The 15,988-nt window shown below is 43.1% G+C and carries 15 protein-coding genes; 11 read left to right on the forward strand and 4 right to left on the reverse strand.

Annotation, left to right across the window (positions count from 1 at the left end):
• Positions 1 to 4 precede the first annotated feature (4 nt).
• Together AC3WTL_RS11055 and ald are read left to right on the forward strand one after the other, a co-directional pair.
• Positions 5 to 172, forward strand: coding sequence for a hypothetical protein (locus tag AC3WTL_RS11055; protein ID WP_197087582.1), 168 nt, complete (start codon positions 5 to 7; stop codon positions 170 to 172).
• A gap of 142 nt (positions 173 to 314) precedes the next feature.
• On the forward strand, positions 315 to 1,436 hold the full coding sequence (ald, locus tag AC3WTL_RS11060) for an alanine dehydrogenase (RefSeq protein ID WP_248348255.1): 1,122 nt from the start codon (positions 315 to 317) through the stop codon (positions 1,434 to 1,436).
• A 100-nt stretch (positions 1,437 to 1,536) separates the two neighbouring features.
• Here the strand turns inward: ald and AC3WTL_RS11065 are convergent, their stop codons facing one another.
• Positions 1,537 to 2,634 (reverse strand): M24 family metallopeptidase, encoded by a 1,098-nt coding sequence (locus AC3WTL_RS11065; protein ID WP_248348256.1) that lies wholly within the window; start codon positions 2,632 to 2,634, stop codon positions 1,537 to 1,539.
• A 394-nt stretch (positions 2,635 to 3,028) separates the two neighbouring features.
• On the opposite strand from AC3WTL_RS11065, the gene AC3WTL_RS11070 reads away from it, so the two are divergent.
• From AC3WTL_RS11070 to AC3WTL_RS11080, 3 genes are all read left to right on the forward strand, one after another.
• Positions 3,029 to 3,709 (forward strand): metal-dependent hydrolase, encoded by a 681-nt coding sequence (locus AC3WTL_RS11070; protein WP_197213138.1) that lies wholly within the window; start codon positions 3,029 to 3,031, stop codon positions 3,707 to 3,709.
• A gap of 105 nt (positions 3,710 to 3,814) precedes the next feature.
• Positions 3,815 to 4,063, forward strand: coding sequence for a hypothetical protein (locus AC3WTL_RS11075; RefSeq protein ID WP_197213140.1), 249 nt, complete (start codon positions 3,815 to 3,817; stop codon positions 4,061 to 4,063).
• Between the two features lie 82 nt (positions 4,064 to 4,145).
• A complete protein-coding gene (locus AC3WTL_RS11080) occupies positions 4,146 to 5,465 on the forward strand; it encodes a CBS domain-containing protein (RefSeq protein WP_248348258.1) in 1,320 nt (439 codons plus the stop codon).
• A 432-nt stretch (positions 5,466 to 5,897) separates the two neighbouring features.
• Here the strand turns inward: AC3WTL_RS11080 and AC3WTL_RS11085 are convergent, their stop codons facing one another.
• On the reverse strand, positions 5,898 to 6,203 hold the full coding sequence (locus AC3WTL_RS11085) for a YtpI family protein (protein ID WP_048008358.1): 306 nt from the start codon (positions 6,201 to 6,203) through the stop codon (positions 5,898 to 5,900).
• Between the two features lie 138 nt (positions 6,204 to 6,341).
• Here AC3WTL_RS11085 and AC3WTL_RS11090 point away from each other — a divergent pair, with 138 nt between their 5' ends.
• Positions 6,342 to 7,280, forward strand: coding sequence for a DHH family phosphoesterase (locus AC3WTL_RS11090; protein ID WP_222497599.1), 939 nt, complete (start codon positions 6,342 to 6,344; stop codon positions 7,278 to 7,280).
• A gap of 30 nt (positions 7,281 to 7,310) precedes the next feature.
• On the opposite strand, the gene ytrI is transcribed toward AC3WTL_RS11090, so the two are convergent.
• On the reverse strand, positions 7,311 to 7,811 hold the full coding sequence (gene ytrI / locus AC3WTL_RS11095; RefSeq protein WP_048008360.1) for a sporulation membrane protein YtrI: 501 nt from the start codon (positions 7,809 to 7,811) through the stop codon (positions 7,311 to 7,313).
• On the reverse strand, positions 7,808 to 8,203 hold the full coding sequence (gene ytrH, locus AC3WTL_RS11100) for a sporulation membrane protein YtrH (protein ID WP_309229251.1): 396 nt from the start codon (positions 8,201 to 8,203) through the stop codon (positions 7,808 to 7,810). Before ytrH ends, ytrI begins: the two co-directional genes overlap by 4 nt.
• A 115-nt stretch (positions 8,204 to 8,318) precedes the next feature.
• Here ytrH and dnaE point away from each other — a divergent pair, with 115 nt between their 5' ends.
• The 5 genes from dnaE to accA all read left to right on the forward strand — a co-directional run bounded on the left by dnaE (position 8,319) and on the right by accA (position 15,741).
• On the forward strand, positions 8,319 to 11,678 hold the full coding sequence (gene dnaE / locus AC3WTL_RS11105) for a DNA polymerase III subunit alpha (RefSeq protein WP_222497600.1): 3,360 nt from the start codon (positions 8,319 to 8,321) through the stop codon (positions 11,676 to 11,678).
• Between the two features lie 189 nt (positions 11,679 to 11,867).
• The gene (gene ystJ, locus AC3WTL_RS11110) at positions 11,868 to 13,106 is read left to right on the forward strand and encodes an NADP-dependent malic enzyme (protein ID WP_048008362.1); all 1,239 of its coding nucleotides are present in this window, start codon (positions 11,868 to 11,870) and stop codon (positions 13,104 to 13,106) included.
• A gap of 8 nt (positions 13,107 to 13,114) precedes the next feature.
• Entirely contained in the window at positions 13,115 to 13,738 is a 624-nt protein-coding gene (locus AC3WTL_RS11115; protein WP_082138924.1) for a FadR/GntR family transcriptional regulator, read from the forward strand.
• Between the two features lie 162 nt (positions 13,739 to 13,900).
• Positions 13,901 to 14,779: an acetyl-CoA carboxylase, carboxyltransferase subunit beta gene (gene accD, locus AC3WTL_RS11120; RefSeq protein ID WP_048008363.1), complete on the forward strand. Its 879-nt coding sequence runs from the start codon at positions 13,901 to 13,903 to the stop codon at positions 14,777 to 14,779.
• Positions 14,764 to 15,741 (forward strand): acetyl-CoA carboxylase carboxyl transferase subunit alpha, encoded by a 978-nt coding sequence (gene accA, locus AC3WTL_RS11125; RefSeq protein WP_048008364.1) that lies wholly within the window; start codon positions 14,764 to 14,766, stop codon positions 15,739 to 15,741. Before accD ends, accA begins: the two co-directional genes overlap by 16 nt.
• Positions 15,742 to 15,988 lie beyond the last annotated feature (247 nt).

Here is a 15,988-nt window from a genome sequence, read left to right on the forward strand (position 1 = left end):
GAAGATGGAAAAGAGGGAACCACAAGCAGGATCCGCATATTTCTTTGATGAGCAGGGTACTAATGAAGTTAGCGCACAAATCATGAATGCTTATAACAGCGGGGTTATTGATCAGCCAAATGCCGAGTTTGACATGGAAGCTCACGAACGGAATGAAGGCGATCTGCAATAAGAAAAGCAAGCTCTCATAAATAAATGAGGGCTTTTTATATGCGGGTTGGGAGGGAAAAATAGGCGAAGGAAATGTTTACTTTTCCCTAAAATATCCATATAAAGTTAATAGCGGTATCACTAAAAATACGGAGGTATGCAGAATGCGGATCGGAGTTCCAAAGGAAATAAAAAACAATGAAAACAGGGTTGCCATGACTCCTGCCGGTATTATGAATCTTATCCAATTTGGCCATGAAGTCTATATAGAAACGGGTGCAGGGATCGGATCGGGCTTTTCAGACAGCGACTATATGAGTGCAGGCGCACATATTGTTCAGACTGCGGAAGAGGCATGGGCCATGGAAATGGTCATGAAGGTGAAGGAGCCGATACAGAGCGAATATGTGTATTTTCGGGAAGGGTTAATTCTCTTTACATATTTGCATTTGGCTGCTGAACCCGAATTGACTAATGCTTTAATAAATAAAAAGGTTGCAGGCATTGCCTATGAAACTGTCCAGCTTTCCAACCGGACTTTGCCTCTATTAACTCCAATGAGTGAAGTAGCGGGAAGAATGGCAGCTCAGGTAGGCGCACAGTTCCTTGAAAAAATACATGGCGGGAAAGGAATTCTCCTATCGGGGGTCCCCGGTGTACAGCGCGGGAAAGTTACTATAATCGGCGGCGGTGTAGCTGGGACCAATGCGGCAAAGATGGCAATTGGTCTTGGTGCCAAGGTGACTATGATCGATTTGAATCCTGATCGCCTTCGGCAGCTTGATGATATCTTTGGAAGAGAAGTAACTACTTTAATCTCAAATCCTTATAATATCGCTGAAGCTGTTAAGGATTCAGACCTCGTCATTGGAGCTGTACTGATTCCAGGTGCTAAAGCTCCTAAGCTTGTGACGGAGGAAATGATCAAAACGATGAGCCCGGGTTCTGTTATCGTGGATATCGCCATTGATCAGGGAGGGATTTTTGAAACAACTGATCGAATTACTACCCATGACCATCCCACATATGAAAAACATGGCGTTGTTCATTATGCGGTAGCTAATATGCCTGGGGCAGTTCCGAGAACATCAACTATTGCACTGACAAACGTGACGGTTCCTTATGCAGTTCAAATAGCAAATAAAGGCTACAAACAGGCTTGTCTGGATAATGAGGCTTTATTAAAGGGAGTCAATACATTAAATGGCTACGTGACATACAAGGCGGTAGCTGAGGCCCATAGCCTTGACTATTCAGATGCGAGAACACAATTGGAGCAGCAATAAGCTGAAGGCGCACGCTTATCTGCGATGCTGCTCTGATTCAGAATTTATATAAAAATCCGGGGCTGATTAGCCCCGGATCTTCTGAAATTTGTTCTGTTCTCTATTTAATAATTTGAAGTTCTTTCGGGAATTTGGTCAAAATTTCTACTCCGTCTGCTGTTACAGAAAGGTCATCTTCAATCCTCACTCCGGCAACACCTGGGACATAGATACCCGGTTCGATGGTGAAGACCATACCTTCTTCAAGCAAAAGCGGGTTTGTTTCTGTTAATGAAGGGTACTCATGAACGCTCACACCCAGCCCATGACCTAATCGATGAGGGAAATAGTCGCCGTATCCGGCTTCTGCTATCAGGTTTCTTGCTGTCAGGTCAATATCTGCGCAAGTGACTCCCGGCTTGCTCGCTTCCACCGCTGCAAGCTGAGCTTTTAAGACCGTATCATAAATTTCTTTCTGTTTATCATTGATATCACCGTAGGCTACAGTTCTTGTAATATCTGAACAGTAGCCATTCCAGACAACTCCGAGGTCAAACAGCACTAAGTCCCCTTTTTGAATCTTCGTCATTCCTGGTGTGCCATGAGGGGAAGCTCCGTTAGCCCCTGTCAGGACCATGGTAGAAAAAGACATTTCATTAACGCCTTTTTTCTTTAATGCGTACTCTACGGCAGCCAGAACATCCAGTTCTGTTTTTCCTTCCTGGATCTCGGCACAGCCTGTTTCAATCGCAAAATCAGCCAGTGCACATGCTTCGCGGATGATTTCCAATTCTTTTTCATCCTTAACCATACGAAGCTGGCGCAGCTTTGCTTCTGCCGAAACGAATGAAGCACCGCTGAACAGGCCGGAGATGGCTTCATAACGCTCCACATTCATATGCTCTTTTTCAATTGCTGTTTTATTTACTTTTCCAATTCTTTTATGTATGGATGTATGGATAAATTCCCAAGGGTTTTGAATATCGCTGTAGCCAATAATTTCATGGCTCCAGCCGGCATTCTTGGCATCTTCTTTTTCCATAGCCGGACATACGAGGAATGGCTCTTCCTCCTGGAAAACAGCCAGTCCAAGCAAGCGTTCATGAGGGTCGCTTAAAAAGCCGCTTAAATAAAATACATTATCCGGTGATGTGACAAAAGTGACTTGTATATCATTTTCCTTCATCCACTGTGACAGTTTCTGCAATCTGTTATTCATAGTGAACCTCCTTATATATTCATACTTTGAGAGTAGCAACTAAAAACGAAAAGCGCAAGCGCCTTGGTCACGATAGAACGCAGACTAAAAGCGCCGTCTTGTGGCGACATCTGCATGACCCCGAGTCCCTAGGAGCCGAAACTAGACAAGCTTGTGACCTCGAGGGGGCAGGCGCTCCTCCTAAAAGCTAACGCTTTTAGCCGTGCGATGATGATGCTGTCGAAGCGTCCTTGTGGAGCTAGACAGTTATCTAACTTCAGAAATATATCTTTAACCATAGATATTGTAAACTTTTTAAAGATTGCCAATTCGGGTATATATAAAAAGGAAGCAGGAATAACTTGTTTTTCGTTGAAGTAACTTACATAACTTAAAATAGGAGAGGAGCATCAAATTGAAAGTATCATTTCATGGCCATTCAGTAGTAAAAATCGAATCACAGGGAAAAACCATTTTAATAGACCCCTTTATTACCGGAAATGGTTTGACAGACTTAAAAGCTGAGGATCAGAAGCCGGACGTCATCATTGTCACCCATGGACATGGTGACCATCTCGGGGACACGATTGAACTGGCAAAACGCAATGATTCTCTTGTCATTGCCAACTTTGAGCTTGCCACCTATCTTGAGTGGCAGGGAGTAAAAGCGCATGGAATGTCGATCGGCGGCGGATTTAATTTTGACTTTGGAAGAGTCAAGCTGACACCGGCATTTCATGGAACAGGTCTCGAGACGGAAAACCAGGAAATCATCTACCTGGGGATGCCTGCCGGTGTGCTCGTCACATTAGAAGGAAAAACCATTTATCATGCAGGGGATACTGGACTTTTCTCTGATATGAAGCTAATTGGCGACCGCCATCCGATCGATTTGGCATTTCTGCCGATTGGAGACAATTTTACAATGGGGCCGGATGATGCAGCATACGCAGCAGAACTCCTGGGTGCCAAAAAGGTTGTTCCCATTCACTTCAACACATTTCCGCCAATCAGGCAGGATCCTCATAAATTCATCAGCATGCTCGAAGGTGGAGTCGGGCAGGTTCTCGAAGCAGGGGAATCAATCGAATTGTAATATGAAAACGCAGCTTCTATTGGAGGCTGCGTTTGTTTTTTTATAACTAAGTCCCTGCCTGTCCGCATACATTTTAGGGAGGACAGGATAAAGGAGGAAGCGAAATTGAACAAAAACCGATATTTGCTATGCTTGCTGCTTTGCGGCTTGATGCTTTATTATGCAGCTCCAAGAATGGGCGTATTTAATGGAGGGACGGAAGGGATCTTTGCCATCAGCTGGCTGGCCCTTGCCCTTTTTGTCATTGCCGGAAACCTGACTGCATTGCTGTATGCGCCGAAAAGAGCTGCTGTTTCGGGGAAGCAGGTGCGCAAATTGGCAGACAGGAAGCGGGCGCACTCCTTAGGCAGGTAATGAAGATTGCCGGAGTCAATTGTATCAAGGCCTCTTTACCCTTATAATGAAAATAAGGAATAATTTGTAGAGGGTGAAAGTCTTGGCTACTAAGCATGAGCAAATATTACAATATATTGATGAACTGCCAATTGGAGAAAAGATATCGGTCAGACAGATCGCCAAGGCGCTCGCTGTGAGTGAAGGGACGGCATACAGAGCGATTAAGGATGCTGAAAATAAGGGATATGTCAGTACAATAGAACGTGTTGGGACAATAAGAATCGAGCGGAAAAAGAAAGAGAATATTGAGAAGCTTACTTTTGCAGAAGTTGTTAATATCGTAGACGGCCAGGTGCTTGGAGGAAGAGCAGGGCTTCATAAAACATTGAACAAATTTGTTATTGGGGCGATGAAGCTTGAAGCGATGATGAGATACACGGATGCCGGAAATCTGCTGATCGTCGGAAACCGGACACAGGCACACGAATTAGCTTTGAAGGCTGGCGCTGCTGTATTAATTACCGGGGGATTTGATACCGAAGACCATGTCAAAAAGCTGGCCGACGATTTGCAGATGCCTGTGATCTCAAGCAGTTATGATACCTTCACAGTGGCGACTATGATCAATCGGGCTATTTATGACCAGCTGATTAAAAAAGAGATTGTACTTGTTGAGGATATCCTGACTCCTCTGCAAGAGGCGATTTTTCTGAAAACAACCGATACAATTGCAGATTGGATGACATATAACCGCGAAACCGGCCACAGCCGATTCCCGGTTGTCGATAATAATCTCAAGGTGCAGGGAGTAGTTACTTCCAAGGATATCATGGGACATGACAAGGAAACGCTTATCGAAAAAATCATGACTAAAAACCCAATGACAGTTGGCGGAAAAACGAGCGTTGCTTCTTCCTCGCATATGATGGTGTGGGAAGGAATTGAATTGCTTCCAGTGGTGGATGAAGCGAATAAACTCGAAGGCATTGTAAGCCGCCAGGATGTGCTGAAGGCACTGCAGATGATACAAAGGCAGCCGCAGGTGGGTGAAACAATTGACGATATTGTCACCAGCCAGCTGGTTATGACACGGGGGAAAACAAAAGGGGATGACGTCTATCGCTGCGAGGTTACTCCGCAGATGACCAACCACCTTGGAACAATTTCCTATGGAGTCTTTACAACCATTGTATCGGAAGCAGCAAACAGAGTGTTAAGAAGCTATAAAAAGGGAGATCTCGTAGTTGAAAATATGACAGTCTATTTTATAAAACCTGTTCAGATTGACAGTATGCTTGAAATCTGCCCCAAAGTCCTGGAAGTAGGGCGGAAGTTCGGTAAAGTGGATGTTGAAGTTTTTAACGAAGGTGTCCTTGTGGGTAAGGCGATGATGATGTGCCAGCTGATTGACAGACATTAAAAGAAATGCGTAAGCGCTTTGCCCTGGAAGGAACGCAGACTAAGATTGCCACGTCCTCCCAAAAGCTGCTGCTTTCGGTCGTGCGATGTTTGTGCTGACCAAGCCTTCCTTGTCCGCGGGCCCTCAAGTACAAGACGAGCCTTTCGGAAAGGCGTCCTTTGCCTTTTTGGGAGGATTGCCCGAAATGTGGAGGCGACTGCTCAGGGACGACAAGCATAAGACGAGCCCTGCAAGAAGGTGTTCTTTCGTTCTGGAAGGGATTGACTTATGTCCCGAGGAGCCGAAACAAGCCAAGCTTGTGACCTCGAGGGGGTAGGCGATGGAGCTAGACAGTAATCCACGTTCAAAGTTAAACTTTCATACTAATAAACAAAAAGCCGCTCAAAATTGAACGGCTTTTTTGCATGGCTTCTTCCAGATGTCCGGGTATCTTTAATCCTTCCTTGCTGCTTCAGCTTCTTTCACAGCATGAGGCGTGTAAAATTTGTATGCTTTTATGCCGCCCCATATGCTTAGACCGCCAATAAGAATAAACACAATCGCCACAATGAGAGCAGTTGTTGTATCGTATAAAAACAGCTGATTAAGGCCAAAAATGGCAACAAATGAACCCAGGGCAATTCTGGACTTGGCTGATATCCATTGTCTTTCAGCCGGCTGTCTGCTTCTGAAGAACTTTACTTTGTAGAAAATATAGAAAGAAAAAGAGAGTATGATCAGGATAACAAATATAGGCATTCCATAACCTCCAAGTTTCGACAATCTCTTATTATTCTACCTTCATTATTAAAAAAATGCCATAAGCGTGCAGTGTTTTCTTTTTCTTTTCATGGTGGTATGGTAAAAATATAGTATTCAGAATAAAAGGAGCGCGCCATGAAACAGAATATATTAGATGAAATAATAAAATATGAAACAATCATTATTCATAGGCATGTCCGTCCGGACCCGGATGCGTATGGTTCACAGGGGGGCCTTGCTGAAATCCTTAAGGCTTCATTTCCGGAGAAAGCGATCTTTACTGTCGGGCAGGAAGAAGAAACACTTCATTATATGAGAAGGCTTGATGAAATATCTGATGATACATATAAAGGTGCGCTGGTCATTGTCTGTGATACAGCAAATGCAGAGCGGATATGTGATGGCAGATATGGAACGGGCAGCAAGCTGATTAAAATTGATCATCACCCTAATATGGATCCGTATGGGGATTTAATGTGGGTGGATACAGATGCAAGCTCTACAAGTGAAATGATTTATGAGTTTTATCTTTTCGGCAAAGAACAGGGACTAAAAATGTCTGATGAGGCGGCTAGGCTTTTATTTGCTGGAATAGTTGGCGACACCGGCCGTTTTCTTTATCCTAGCACAACAGAAAAGACGTTTGCCTTTGCGGGTGAACTGATACATTATAATTTTTCACGTCCGGAACTGTTTGATAAGATGTACGAGCTGGACGCAAATATTGTTAAACTGAAGGGATATGTGCTGCAGAATTTTGAGATGAAACCCAGCGGGGCTGCTGTAATGGTCCTGAAAAAGGAATTGCTCGAAGAATTTAAGGCGGTACCTTCCAAAGCATCCCTGCTCGTAAGCACTCTTGGCGATGTGAAGGGAATAAAAGCATGGGTTTTCTTTATCGAGGAAAGCGATCAAATCCGTGTACGGTTCCGTTCTAAGGGTCCAATAATTAATGAAATTGCAAGGAATTATAAAGGCGGAGGTCATCCTCTTGCTGCGGGAGCTTCCATTTATTCATGGGATGAGATGGAATCCGTTGTAAGAGACCTTGAGGCTGTCTGCAGAGACAACTGACATATGATGCCCGGCAAAAAAAGCCGGGCATTAATCCAGCATTATATTCAATTCAATTGAGACAGTGGTATAGATGACCAATTCTTTAACTTCCACCCGGTACCTTTTTTCGTTTACGCGATGTGTCTTGTTCTCTATGATTTTTTTGATCAGTTCACTGCTTTTATATACAGTATCCATGTCTTTGGCAATCATCATGCTGATATCCTCTTTTATTTTATCTTCCAGCTGGAAAACACTGAAGGAATCCAGTTTATATTTTTCGCCGTTGACAATTTTAATGGAAATATCCTGGACAGTCAGTTTTTTCTGGTTTTCTTTATTTAATTTTTTGAATTCCTCCTGCCAGATTTCTTTATCTTTTTCCAATTCATAAATAGCATCCTGCTGAAGCTTGATTTCTTTGCTGTATCTCTCCTGCCATTGCCCAAAGATAAATAAAAAAATAAACCAGCTGATAATGCCTCCCAGCGCCATTCCTGCAAAAAAACGCTGCCAGGATGGCAATCGGTAGTAAGGCGGTATCCTCATGCTGAAATGTTCTCCTGAGTCAGCCAGTTAATGAGCATGGCGCCGGTCTGGGCCCCTCCGAGAGCAGAAAGAATCAGCATAAATTGCTTGAAGATGTCCTTAGTCTGTCCGTCCATAACGCCTCTTTCAAAGCTGTAAACTGTATCAAAGGTCCCTCCTATCGCTGCAATGATGGCCCAAATGCGAATCATATTGGAAATCTGGAAGATTTGATTTAAAGGAGGCTTTCCTGTCAGAAAAGCAGCCATGCCGCCAATGATTGAACCTCCAATCAAAACACCGAACGCAATGAAATAGCTCTCAATTAAAGTGGAGAAAAAGGGCTGGGTATTCATATCATCCATCCTCGCTGCAGGAATGGTCCTGCCAGAATTATCTTGATACTTCATCATATGGACAAACTTATTAAAATATGTTTTTTTAGGTGCTGTTAAAAAGAGAACATATTTTCTTTTTGGAAACGGGCGTTCTATAATGAAAATAGCAGAAATTAAGGGTGTGAGAAACATGTCATTTATTCACCTTCATGTATATAGCGCATATAGCCTGCTGTCGAGCACGGCAAGAATAGAGCAGCTTGTGACGAGCGCAAGGGAAAATAGGTTTCCTGCCCTGGCTCTGACGGACCGAAATGTCATGTACGGGGCAGTCGCCTTTTATAAAGAATGTCTTAAGCAGTCCATAAAGCCGATCCTGGGACTCTCTGTGGATGTACTAAGCGAGATATCTGAAGGCGAAGCTTATCCATTGGTCCTCCTGGCTAAAAACCGGCAGGGGTTTCAGAACTTATTAAAAATCACGAGCACGGTCCAGACAAAAACTCCTGAAGGCATTCCTGTTAAATGGCTTAAACACTATGCCGGAGGATTATTTGCTTTAACTCCAGGCATAAATGGGGAGATCGAACAATCTCTTTTGGCAGGTGAATACGGCCAGGCAAAAAGAACAGCTGACCTTTTCAGCAGCATTTTCGAGCCAAATTCTTTCTTCTTCGCTTTACAGGATCATGGGCTGCATGAAGAAAAAAAAATCCACGTCCCCCTGGTTAACCTTTCAGAAGAAACCGGAATTGGCATAGCGGCTTCAAATGGTGTCTGTTACATAAAAAAAGAGGAAGCTTTCGCCCATGAGTGCCTGCTGGCCATTAAAAATGCTGAAAAGCTTCAGGATGAAGATAGAGAACGGCTGAAGAGCAATGAGTATTACTTAAAGTCATCCGGGGATATGGCGGAACTGCTATCAGAGTATCCGGATGCTTTAGAGAATACGATTATGATTGCTGAGCAATGCAATGTAATGCTTGAGCTGGATAAACAGAATCTTCCTAAATACCCTGCTGCAGGAGGCATAAGTGCCGATGAGCTATTGGAAGAAGTGTGCTGGCAGGGCTTTGCTGACAGATATCCGGATGGAGATGATGAGCATAAGAATCGGCTGCGGTATGAGCTGAACATTATCAGAAACATGAAATTCAGTGATTATTTTCTAATCGTTTGGGATTTTATGAAGTTTTCGAGGGAAAATGGCATTTTAACCGGTCCGGGACGGGGATCTGCAGCCGGTTCGATGGTTGCTTATGTCCTCTACATAACAGATGTGGATCCCATTGAGCATCAGCTCCTATTTGAGCGGTTCCTTAACCCGGAAAGAATCTCCATGCCTGATATTGATATTGATTTCCCGGATCACAGAAGGGATGAGGTAATTCGGTATGTATCCCAAAAATATGGAGAATTGCATGTGGCTCAAATTCTTACATTTGGGACCCTTGCTGCCAAAGCGGCACTCCGGGATGTCGGCAGGGCATTTGGGCTTAATCCTAAAGAGCTGGACATGCTTTCAAAAAGAATACCTTCCAAATTGGGCATCACTCTCAAGGAGGCCTACAAAGAATCTGAGCCTTTAAGAAGATTTACCCAGGAATCCGATTTAAATCGGAGACTATTTGACACAGCTGTCAAACTGGAAGGACTCCCAAGGCATACATCGACCCATGCAGCCGGAGTTGTCATCAGCGAGCATCCGCTTGTTGAGGCCATTCCAATTCAAAAAGGGCATGAAAATGTTTATTTGACCCAATATTCAATGGAGCATCTCGAGGATGTCGGCCTTTTAAAAATGGATTTTCTCGGTCTTAGAAACCTGACATTAATTGAGAATATCCTAAGCTCTATACAGAGAAAGACAGGCATACAGATTGATATAAAACAAATTCCCCTGGATGATGAGGATGTATACAGTCTTTTGGGAAGAGGAGATACAACAGGTATTTTCCAGCTTGAATCTGATGGGATGCGCAGTGTCCTGACAAGGCTTCAGCCAACGCGGTTTGAGGATATTGTGGCTGTCAATGCTCTTTATCGCCCAGGCCCAATGGAAAATATCCCTCTTTTTATTGACAGGAAGCACGGAAGGAAGCCAATCATATATCCTCATCCTGACTTGAAGCCTATTCTAGAAAATACGTATGGAGTCATTGTGTATCAAGAACAAATTATGCAAATCGCTGCAAGACTGGCCGGATTTTCATTGGGTGAAGCAGATTTGCTTCGGAGGGCAGTCAGCAAGAAGCAAAAAGAAGTGCTTGACCGTGAACGTGTCCATTTTGTTGGGGGAGCAGTCAATAAAGGCTATCATGAGCAAACCGCTCATGATATATATGACTTAATCGTCAGGTTCGCAAATTATGGATTCAACCGGAGCCATGCTGTTGCATATAGCTTCATAGCCTATCAGCTGGCTTATTTAAAAACTCATTATCCGCTTCACTTTATGGCTTCCCTGCTGACTTCAGCTATCGGAAATGAAGGCAGGATTGCCCAATATATCGGAGAACTGAGGCAGATGGGCTTAACGCTCAGCCCGCCTTCCATTAATAAAAGCGGCTACTCCTTTCTGGCAGAGAAAAATTCTATCAGATATAGCCTGGCTGCTATAAAAGGAATCGGTGCTGCAGCTTTAAGAGATATTTTTCAGGCGAGAAAAAACAAGCGCTTTGAAGATCTGTTTGATTTTTGCATAAGAGTTTCAACAAAAGCAGTAAATCGCAAAATCCTTGAATCGCTGGTTCATTCAGGCAGCTTTGATGAATTTGGAGAAGATAGAGCTGTTCTTCTGGCCAGCCTGGATGTAGCTGCGGAGCATGCTCAGCTGGTTTTGCCTGAAGATGATCAAGCTGATTTCTTTGAGGATGATGAATTTTTTCCTAAGCCTAAATATACAGAAGTAGATCCGATCCGTTCCGAGGACAAGCTGAAATTTGAAAAAGATGTGCTCGGTCTGTATTTATCAGATCATCCTGTTTCAATTTACGAATCCTATTTTTCCCTGCTGGAAGCCTGTCCGCTGACTGAACTCGAAAAAACGGTTAAGAAGGCAAAAACTGTTGCTTATATATCCGAAGTAAAAAAAATCCGTACGAAAAAAGGCGAGCCAATGGCGTTTCTTTCCTTGAGCGATCAGACGGGAGATATGGAGGCAGTTGTGTTTCCAAAGGTGTTTAACCGGTTTTCAATGCTCTGCTCTCAGGGAAACATCGTCTTAGCGGAGGGAAAGCTGGAGGAACGGGACGGAAAAAAGCAGATGATTGTACAGCAACTCGATGATGTGAAGGAAGCCATTGAAAAAATGCAAAATAAAGATCCCGTATTGTATTTAAGGATTACTGAGGATCGGGAGACAACGGAAAATCTTCGTTTGCTCAAAGAATTATTTAAGAAAAATGAAGGCAGTGTTCAAGTGGTTTTGTATTATGAAACCTCCCGAAAAACCATTCGCCTGGGTGAAGAGGATCTGGTCTCTTCGACAGAGGATTTCCTTAATTTACTTATGCAGCTGCTTGGCCGGAATAACGTGGTTTTAAAGTAATTACCCTTTACAACAATAACAATTATGGTATATTTGTAAGAAGAAAAATAAACTGGTCTGACCACTGTGAGCGAAAGAAAAGCCCTGCTCATTCTGATTCTGAAACAGAACTGCAGCAGAGTTTAAAGCATGTATTCGTCAAGTCTATGTTTATATATAATCCTATCCGGAATATGAGGAGTGAAAATTTTGACCTTACGTGAAGAAGCTTTGCATATGCATAGAGCTAATAAAGGGAAATTGGAATCTAAATCTAAAGTACAGGTGCGAAATGCCAAAGACTTAAGTCTTGCTTACTCACCGGGGGTTGCTGAGCCCTGCAAGGAGATTTATGATAAGCCCGAAACTGTCTATGAATATACGATGAAAGGCAACATGGTCGCGGTTGTTTCCGATGGAACAGCAGTGCTGGGACTAGGAAATATCGGGCCGGAAGCTGCCCTGCCTGTAATGGAAGGTAAAGCTGTACTTTTCAAAAGTTTTGCAGGAGTGGATGCATTTCCAATTTGCCTTAATACGACAGACGTAGATAAAATTGTTGAGACTGTAAAACTTCTCGAGCCTACATTTGGAGGCGTAAACCTTGAAGACATTGCTGCTCCCAATTGCTTTTATGTAGAGGAGCGATTAAAGAAGGAAACAAACATTCCCGTTTTTCATGATGATCAGCATGGGACTGCTATTGTAACTGTTGCAGGCCTTGTAAATGCCCTGAAGCTTTCCGGGAAGAAAATGAATGAAATTAAGGTTGTCGCAAATGGTGCCGGTGCTGCCGGGATTGCCATTATTAAACTTTTATACAGCTACGGTGTTCGCGATATCATTATGTGTGACACTAAAGGTGCTATTTATGAAGGCCGCCCGCAGGGTATGAATGAAATTAAAAATGAAGTTGCAAAGTACACGAATCGCGAGAATGCGAATGGAAGCCTTGCAGATGTTATTAAAGGGGCTGACGTATTCATCGGGGTTTCTGCTGCCGGAGCCCTGACGGCTGAGATGATTGGCACTATGAATCAGGATCCGATTATATTCGCCATGGCTAATCCAACTCCTGAAATTATGCCTGAAGAAGCAAAAGCGGCTGGGGCAATGGTGGTTGGAACTGGAAGATCCGACTTTCCAAACCAGGTAAACAATGTGCTGGCTTTCCCTGGAATCTTCCGCGGAGCACTGGATGTCCGAGCAACTCATATAAATGAGAAAATGAAAGTGGCTGCTGTAGAAGCCATTGCTAATTTGGTTCATCAGGATGAATTGAATGCAGATTATGTCATCCCGGGGCCATTCGATCCCCGTGTCGCACCGGAAGTTGCAGCTGCTGTAGCAAAGGCAGCTATGGAAACGGGCGTTGCCCGCATTAAAGTTGATCCTGAAGAAGTGAAGGAAAAAACGAAGCAACTTGCAGTCATTGGAAAAGGTGAGTGATTCCATAAGTGAATCCACCTCAAAATAACACGAAGGTTTATATCGGCATTGTCAAACAGCTTAGGACCATGATTGAACATGATGGTCTTAAGCCTGGAGATCGATTGCCTTCCGAAAGAGAGCTGTCAGAGCGCCTGGGTGTCGGGCGCTCTTCCGTTCGGGAAGCATTAAGAGCTCTTGAACTTCTTGGCTTAATTGAGACAAGGAGAGGCGAGGGAACTTTTATGAGGGATTTTAGGGGGCATCAGCTCGTACAGCTGCTCAGCACGTTTATTCTTCAGGATAAGAAATCTATAAGAGATGTTAAAGAAACCAAGTTTCTTATTGAACTTGATTGTTTATGGCTAATTATTCAAAAGGCTGATGAAGATCGGCTACTGAGGTTCAAAAAATGGACCCTGGAATCAGACTGCACAGATGATGACTTTTTTCTTGAAATCGTCACACTTGCAGATAATCATCTTTTCCTCCGTATTTGGATCATTCTCAAAGATTATTACAATTCTTTGGATTTAGAGAAAATGATGATCACCAAGGAGCAATATGCAGAGCTGGTTGATACCTTGATTTCCAGAAAAGATTCCGAAGTTATTCGTGTATATAGAAATTTAAGAAATTTGTCGAAGGATTAACGACAATTTTTTGCAGAATTAATTTTGGATATCATCTATATTTAAATAATCAGACAAGCATAAATGAAGCCTAGAAAAGTTAGGCATTCATTTTTACATCAGTGGTCTGACCACTGATGAAATTAATGGAAATGATTTAGCTATTATCAGGGAGGTTTCATCTTGCTTAAAGATATTTTTACTAAGACGAAGAAGAAGAAATATGCTACCATTCCATCGGAAACGGCAAAGCAGGATGTGCCGGAAGGAATCATGACAAAGTGTCCTAACTGCAAGAAAATCATGTATACCAAAGAATTGGTTAAGAACCTTAAAGTGTGTTTCCATTGTCATTACCACCATACTATGAATTCAAAAGAGCGTTTAGCAAGCTTTTTGGATGCTAATAGTTTTGAAGAAATTAACGCGAACATGATATCTGAAAATCCTCTGAATTTCCCGGATTATATTGAAAAGCTGGAGAAGGATCGGGAAAAGACAAAGATAAATGAAGCGGTAGTGACTGGGACAGGCACTGTAAACGGCCAAAAAATTGCAGTAGCTGTTATGGATTCCACATTCAGAATGGGAAGCATGGGTTCAGTAGTCGGAGAGAAAATTACCCGTGCCATTGAAAAAGCTGATGAATTACAGGTTCCTTTTATTATATTTACCGCTTCAGGCGGTGCACGAATGCAGGAAGGAGTCTTGAGCCTGATGCAAATGGCCAAGACAAGTGTCGCACTAAAAAGATTCAGTGATAATGGAGGACTCATTATTTCAATCATGACTCACCCGACAACAGGCGGTGTATCTGCAAGTTTTGCTTCACTGGGCGACTATAATCTGGCAGAACCTGGTGCGTTGATTGGATTTGCGGGACGCAGGATCATAGAACAAACGATTCGTGAAGAATTGCCGGAAGACTTCCAGACAGCAGAATTCTTACTAAAATGCGGTCAATTGGATGCAGTAATACCTAGAACAGAGTTAAAAGAAAAAATATCAGCTATTTTATCCATACATCAACCAGGAGGTGACTTCCAATGGCAGGAGAATTAGAATTTGAGCGTCCGGTTATGGAACTGAAAAAAAAGATTGCTGAATTAAAAGAATTTACCAAAACAGCCGATGTAGACCTATCTTCTGAGATAGAGAAGCTGGAAGCCAGGTTGGAAAAATTAGAAGCCGATATATATGAAAATATGAAACCGTGGGATCGTGTGCAGATTGCAAGGCATCCCGCAAGGCCGACTACACTGGATTATATCTCTCACCTTTTTGAGGATTTTTTCGAGTGTCATGGGGATCGTGCTTTTGGTGATGATGAGGCGATTGTTGGCGGTATCGCAAAGTTTAGGGGAGTTCCGGTTACTGTCATCGGCCACCAGCGGGGAAAAGACACAAAAGAGAATATCCGCAGAAATTTTGGCATGCCGCATCCCGAAGGATACCGCAAAGCATTAAGGCTTATGAAGCAGGCCGATAAATTCAGGAGGCCTATTATCTGTTTCATTGATACAAAGGGTGCCTACCCAGGGAAAGCTGCAGAGGAACGAGGACAGAGTGAGGCAATTGCCAAGAACCTGTTTGAAATGGCAAGCCTCAGAGTCCCGGTTATTTGTATCGTCATTGGGGAAGGCGGAAGCGGCGGAGCTCTTGCTCTTGGCGTAGGAAACCATATCCATATGCTCGAAAACTCCACTTATTCGGTTATTTCTCCAGAAGGAGCGGCTGCTATTCTTTGGAAAGATGCAACCCAGGCAAAAAAAGCTGCAGAATCCATGAGAATCACTGCACCGGATTTAAAGGAACTGGGTGTGGTGGATGAGATTATTGAAGAAGTAAAGGGCGGAGCCCACAAAGATGTAAAGGTTCAGGCTGCGGAAATTGGAGAAGTCCTTACTCACTCATTGAAGGATCTGATGGATCTTACTGAAGACCAGCTGATCAATCACCGGTACAACAAGTTCAAATCTATTGGCGAATATTCGTTTTTAAAGGAATTTATTGGGGTAAAATAAAAGCGTGCTTTCGGGCACGTTTTTATTTTTTTCAAAGCTGGCTGTGCAGAAAGCGAGGGCCGGCTCAGGCGTTGGAGAGTCGCAATAATACTGTCTTTATAGTAAAAAAAAGCAGTTTTTTCTATATAAAACGCTTTCAGTATCCCGACAATTCTGTATTTCTTTGAAATTGTCTGATTAAGTTGAGATGCTCCCTTCTTCATGGTATTTTAGAAATATTCAATAGCGTTTTGTTCAATAATAAGAT

The sequence above is a fragment of the Cytobacillus sp. EB106-05-05-XG126 genome, from assembly GCF_058791715.1.